The following is a 5,619-nucleotide window of genomic DNA, read 5'->3' as shown; positions in this document are numbered from 1 at the left end:
GTGGGGTACGGGGTGCTGATGCGGCGGGTGCCGGTGGAGGAGCCTTCGGCCCGGCGGTCGGAGTCTCCGGTGGCGAATCCCGTGCCCGAGCAGGCGGCCTGACCTTCTAGGGTCCGTCTTCAAACAAATCTTACCCAGAGCGGGAATGACGCAAGTGTGACCGCCGCTTCGTATGAGGCGGCGGTCTTTTCGTATCGGGTGGCGATGCCTCGGAAGCTCTTGAGGCGGTTGAAGCAGCGTTCGATCACGTTGCGTCGGCGGTAGGTCTCCCGGTCGAATGCTGGTGGTCTGCCGCCGTTGCGGCCGCGGCTCAACCTGTGGCGTTGCTGGTCATTCTTCTCCGGGATGGTGCATGCGATGCCGCGTTTACGCAGGTAGGAACGGAAGCCGCGGGAGCTTTAGGCCTTGTCGGCCACGACCTGGTCGGGCCGGCAGCGTGGTCGGCCCGGTCCGGTCCGGGGAACTCGGATGCGTTCCAGGAGCGGGCATGCGCAGATGCTGTCGTGGCGTTGTCCTGGCGTCACCAGGATCGCGAGCGGTCGTCCTCTGCCGTCACAGGCGAGGTGGACTTTGGTGGTCAGTCCTCCGCGAGATCGACCGAGGGCATGATCGTCCGGTTCGTCCTGATGGTGCAGCCCCCTTTTCGCCCCGTGGCGGCGGCGTGCTGGTGAGCGCGGACGATGGTGGAGTCGATCTGGACCAGCCAGTCGATATCGCCGGCCGCGTCCGCCTCGGCCTGGATGTGCTGCAAGGCTCGGGCGAACACGCCGTCCAAGGCGTAGCGGCGGAAACGGGTGTACACCGTCTTCCACGGGCCGTAACGCTCCGGCAAGTCACGCCAGAAGATCCCGGTCCGGATCTTGTAGACCATCCCGTTGATGACCTGCCGGTCCTCCACGCGCGGCCGCCCCGTGGCAGCCCGTGGTATCAGCGGAGTGAGTAACTCCCACTCCTCAAGGGCGGAGGACCAGCTTCCCCTTCGTACGGCGGCCGAGCAGGTCCTCATGCGCGTCGCGGGCCCGCGCCAGGTCGTACTCCGCGCCGACCAGGGGCCGCAGGCGACGCCGCGCCGTGAGGTCGAGCAGCTCCGCCAGCTCCGCACCGCCGGCACCGTTCCTGACGATGAGTGGGATGACCCAGAAGCCGGCGACGGTGATGCTGTCCACCGCCAGTCGGCTCGGCGCAATCGCGGAGGCTGTCTGCCGGGACGAGGCGCCGTAGGTCACCAGTCGGCCGAGGTGTCCGAGGGTGTCCAGGGCGGCGTCGAGGACGGGGCCGCCGATGGCGTCCAGGACGATGTCGACCGGGTGTCCGTGGTTGGCGTCAAGGACCCGCCCTCGATAGCCTTCCGCGTCGCCGTCGATCGCCGCGTCCGCGCCGAGTTCGAGAGCAAAGGCGCGTTTCTCGTCGGACGACGCTGTGGCGATGATCCGTCCGGCCCCGAACTCCCGGGCCAGTTGGACGACGAGACTGCCGGTCCCGCCCGCGGCGGCATGGACCACCACGCTCTCACCGGGCCTGATACGCGCGACCGACCGCAGCAGATGCCACGCCGTCAGCCCTTGTACGAGAACTGCCAGCGCCTCGCCCGCACCCACCCCCGGCGGCAACGCGACCAGGTGGCGGTCGGCGACGACCGTCTTAGCGGCGTAACCGCCCTGCGGAACGTAGCCGAGGACTCGTCGGCCGGCTGCGGTCCTGCCGACGACTTCCATGCCGGGAATACGGGGCAGCGGGCCTTGGGGGGCGTACGGACCGTCGGTGTGTTCGCCCGCGATCTGCTTGATGTCGCCGAAATTGACACCCGCCGCCTCCACCTGGACCAGAGTCTCGCCCGGCCCCGCCGACGGATCCGGCACATCGGCCTCCTCCAGGACCTCCGGGCCGCCGAACCTCCCGAACCGCATGGCACGCATGAATGCCTTTCCTCGAGATCACTGTTTCCAGCCCGTCCGAAGAGCTGTCCCGCAACGCTGGTCAACGGCCGAGTATGTGCGAAGTACCGTCACCGGGCCGGAAAGCTGGTGCCCCAGGGTTCCTCTTCCAGGAGGAGCCCATTGGCCAGGTAGCTGATGGTGCGGTACCAGCCGGCCAGAACGAGGAGTTCGAGCAGTTGGCCGTCCTCGTAGTGCACGCGCAGGTCGTCCCAGGCAGCCTGCGAGAGCTGCGCCGTGTCGTGCAGTTCGTCGACCGCGCCGAGCAGTGCCGCGTGGTGTGGCGGCCATGAGACGTTCGCCGCAGGATCGGTGTCGGTCGTCGCCTGAAGTTGTTCGGGGCTGAGCCCGGCTTGCCGGGCGAGGCTTGCGGCGTGTACGCCCCACTCGTAGGGACAGCCGGTGCGTGCGGTGACGCGTGCGATGACGAGCTCTCGGTCGATGGCGGGGAGGCTGCCGTGCCCCAGGAGCCCGGCGCCTAGGGCGAACATGCGTGAGGCAAGTTCCGGGTTGCGGTGCAGGACGCGGAACAGCGTGAGCGGCTCGTGCGGCACGTCGGGGGGCATCCACCGGCGGAGTGCCTGGTCGACAGGGGCCGTGTACGGCGGGGTGAGCGGTTCAATGCGCGGCATGCCATACCCCTTGCTTCGATTTTCGAATCAGTATCATGCTTCGAGAAGCGAAGCGCAAGGAGTGGGTGATGGGAGCCAGAGCGCCACGGCCGGGCGTGCCGGTACGGGGGTCCGAGTCGGGCCGTCCGGTCATGGCCGCACTCGATCTGCTCGGACGGCGTTGGACGATGCGCATCCTGTGGGAACTGAGTCAGGCACCGACAGGCTTCCGCGAACTGCAGCGCCGATGCGAGCGTATGTCCTCCAGCGTACTCAGCACCCGCCTCGACGAACTGACCGGCGCCCGCCTGCTCACCCTGCACAGCGACGGCTACCACCTCACGCCACTCGGTCAGGACCTTGTCGAGGCACTGAGTCCGCTTGACGCCTGGAGCCAACGATGGGCAAGGGAAACGGACAACGCTGCGGCCGAGGACTGAAATGGTCGCAGCGCGGCTGGCGCGACCGCGGCGTCGAAGCCATGAGGAGCTTTCTCGGGCGGGCAGCTCGATGAGCGCGCCGAGGACGCAGAGGACGACGGTCACCAGAACAGGGGTGTCGCGCCGGCAGTTGGGGTCTGCGGCCTCGCGACCCGGCGTGACACGACCGCCGCATCCTGTGAAGCAGCGATCTCTCTGGCCTCGTGCCTGCTTTGGGCAAGATCCGTTTGAAGACGGACCCTACCTCCCCGCGTGCGCAGGCCGAGTCACGGAAGTGGTGTACCAGCTGAACTGCAACACATCCGGGGAATGTGTTGCAGCTGCGGATCCGACTGCCTGCGCGCAGTCGCCGTACGCCACGCCCGTGGACGTTGCCCGTGCATGATCACGGCACGACTCTGGGCGCGTAGAACTCGCGGGAAGCAAGAAGGGGGGAGCAGCGGCCCGCCCCACCGAAGGGGACGCGCTGGAGCGCTCCTTCGTCGAGGAGTGCAGGCCTCGGTTCGCTCCAGCAATTCAGCCAGAATGTGTGACACCTTCAGGGAAAGTGTCACAGTGCTCTTGCGGGCGACACGGTCGACCTATACCGCTCCGTGAGCCGCCGCGATCCCATCAATACGTCGAGCCAGATCAAAGTCGGCCTCAGTCAGCTTGTGGCCGACATCGTGCGTAGTGATCCCGAACCGCACGCTCCCCCAGCGCAGGTCGATGTCCGCGTGATGGCCGATGAGCCGCTCGATATCCGCCACGTGCACGATCAGCGCGACGCCACCGTGGTAGCGGATGCTGAACGTCCTGGTGATCTCATCTCCTGCCCGCGACCACCCCGGCAAGTCCCTCAACCGCTCATCAATCTCCGGGTCAGTCAACGGCGTGAGCTCGTCTGCCACGTCATCCCCTCTCCGCACCGGAGCCAGTACGTCCGCAAATTCCCGGCCGATCTGTGCAGCGGCCCACGGCCGCATGGCCCCCTCAAGAGTTCCCAACTCCTTCTTCATACGGTCGGACCCTGTCTCCACTGCGATCTGCACCGCCTGAAGAGCGATCTCCACGGCCTGCTCCGGTTCGTGTGCCGTAGCGGCTGCCGTGGCGTGTCGCGCGAGATAGACGCCCCGGTCACGCCGAGCGGTACTCGGTACGCCATCCAGTACCTGTCTCCACAGCCCACTCGCTTCAGCCCCCAACTCCAACCGTCCGTAGCAAGTGGCCCGCTGCACTTCCAAGTATCCGGGGGTACGGCGACAGGCATTGCCCCACGGCAAATCATCGTCGACGCGATCGAGGAGTCCGGTTGCCTCATCAATGAGTTGGTCCACTGCCCGACGATCACCGAGGAGGCTGGCACCGTGGGCTCGCTGCTGCAACGCCATGACCCGGACCTTGGGCGCCAAGCGCTGCCCCTCCTCCGGGGCAGCATCGCAGAGTTCCACGACCCCATCGACTTCTCGGTCATCGAGAAGCCTGCGGCTCCCTCCTCCCTGGGCGCAGTCCCGACTACTGGCGGCTGCCACGCCAGGCCATTCCGGAGTGCGAGAGCTCACGGAAAGAGCTCGACGAGATGGTGCGCCGGGTCCCGCTCGGCGAGGTGCGGAGTCCCGCGGACTGCTCACGGATGCATCCGCGCCCCCTTCAGCACCTTGTCCACCGCGTTCCTCGGCCCGTACACCGACAGGCCCACCAGGTCCAGCTCCCCCGTCGCCACGGCCCGTACCGCCGCGCGGTTGTCGCGGTCGTTGCCCGTGGTGAAGAGGTCCGAGGTGAAGAGGGCGCGGGGCAGGGCACGGGACAGGGCTCGGGTGTGGGCCGTCCGCAGTGTCTCCTTGGTGCCCTCGAAGATCAGTACGGGCTGGCGGAACATCGGCAGGTACGGGACCCCGTCCGCGTCCTCGTACGCCTCGCCGACCACCTCCGGGAGCTCCGAGCCCAGGCCGCTCACGAGGAACGCGGTCACGTTCAGGCGCTGCCAGGGCTCCAGGTCGTCCCTCAGCAGCACGGCGATCTTGGTGTCGAAGCGGATGGGCCGGATGGGCGCCAGGTCCAGGTCGTTCTCAGGGGTCATGCAATGAACAGTGCCGATCGCCGTGCGGCGGCGTCTTGTACGTTTTTTGCATGGCCCCTGGAAGGGAAGACACGCAGACGAGCAGGCAGATCCGTGACGTGACCGCCTGGCAGCCCCGTGTCCCCGGCGTCGTCGAGGTCTTCCACGCGCACTACACCGAGTACGCGTACCCCATGCACGTCCACGACGCCTGGACGCTTCTCGTCGTCGACGACGGCGCCGTACGGTACGACCTCGACCGGCATGAGCACGGCACCCCGCACGGCACGGTGACGCTGCTGCCGCCGCACGTGCCGCACAACGGGGAACCGGTCACGGAGGCGGGCTTCCGCAAGCGGGTGCTGTACCTGGAGCCGGGCGCACTCGATGCGAGCCTCATCGGGGCGGCCGTCGACGGGCCCGACCTGCGTGATCCGCTGTTGCGGCGGCGCGTGGGCCAGTTGCACGCCGCGCTCGCGCGCCCCGGGGACGAGCTGGAGGCGGAGAGCAGGCTCGTGCTGGTGAGGGAGCGGTTGCGGCTCCATCTGCGCCCCCGGACCGGACACGATCCCCGGACCGGACACGGTCCCCACCCC

At 67.9% G+C, this 5,619-nt stretch carries 6 protein-coding genes and 1 pseudogene; 2 read left to right on the top strand and 5 right to left on the bottom strand.

Going from position 1 to position 5,619, the window contains the following annotated elements; genetic code table 11:
• Positions 1-119 precede the first annotated feature (119 nt).
• The 3 genes and pseudogenes from FPZ41_RS44445 to FPZ41_RS44435 form a co-directional block, all read right to left on the bottom strand.
• Positions 120-1,006, bottom strand: a pseudogene (locus FPZ41_RS44445) (IS5 family transposase).
• Positions 954-1,916, bottom strand: a complete 963-nt coding sequence (locus tag FPZ41_RS44440) for a quinone oxidoreductase family protein (RefSeq protein WP_152870365.1) — start codon at positions 1,914-1,916, stop codon at positions 954-956. Before FPZ41_RS44440 ends, FPZ41_RS44445 begins: the two are co-directional and overlap by 53 nt.
• Positions 1,917-2,005: 89 nt before the next feature.
• Positions 2,006-2,566 (bottom strand): carboxymuconolactone decarboxylase family protein, encoded by a 561-nt coding sequence (locus tag FPZ41_RS44435; RefSeq protein ID WP_152870362.1) that lies wholly within the window; start codon positions 2,564-2,566, stop codon positions 2,006-2,008.
• 68 nt (positions 2,567-2,634) lie between these two features.
• Here FPZ41_RS44435 and FPZ41_RS44430 point away from each other — a divergent pair, with 68 nt between their 5' ends.
• The gene (locus FPZ41_RS44430) at positions 2,635-2,985 is read left to right on the top strand and encodes a winged helix-turn-helix transcriptional regulator (RefSeq protein WP_152870360.1); all 351 of its coding nucleotides are present in this window, start codon (positions 2,635-2,637) and stop codon (positions 2,983-2,985) included.
• A 581-nt stretch (positions 2,986-3,566) separates the two neighbouring features.
• On the opposite strand, the gene FPZ41_RS49245 is transcribed toward FPZ41_RS44430, so the two are convergent.
• Positions 3,567-3,875: a 4a-hydroxytetrahydrobiopterin dehydratase gene (locus tag FPZ41_RS49245; protein WP_322621523.1), complete on the bottom strand. Its 309-nt coding sequence runs from the start codon at positions 3,873-3,875 to the stop codon at positions 3,567-3,569.
• Positions 3,876-4,591: 716 nt separating this feature from the next.
• Entirely contained in the window at positions 4,592-5,044 is a 453-nt protein-coding gene (locus tag FPZ41_RS44420) for a DUF2000 domain-containing protein (RefSeq protein ID WP_152870359.1), read from the bottom strand.
• Between the two features lie 50 nt (positions 5,045-5,094).
• Here FPZ41_RS44420 and FPZ41_RS44415 point away from each other — a divergent pair.
• The coding region (locus FPZ41_RS44415; RefSeq protein ID WP_194236445.1) for an AraC family ligand binding domain-containing protein at positions 5,095-5,619 on the top strand (525 nt) is incomplete at its 3' end.

The organism is Streptomyces acidicola, assembly GCF_009377235.1.
GTDB classification, from domain to species: Bacteria; Actinomycetota; Actinomycetes; order Streptomycetales; family Streptomycetaceae; genus Streptomyces; species Streptomyces acidicola.
The sequence above is the reverse complement of the archived record's forward strand: the minus strand, read 5'-3'. Positions and strand labels throughout refer to the sequence as shown.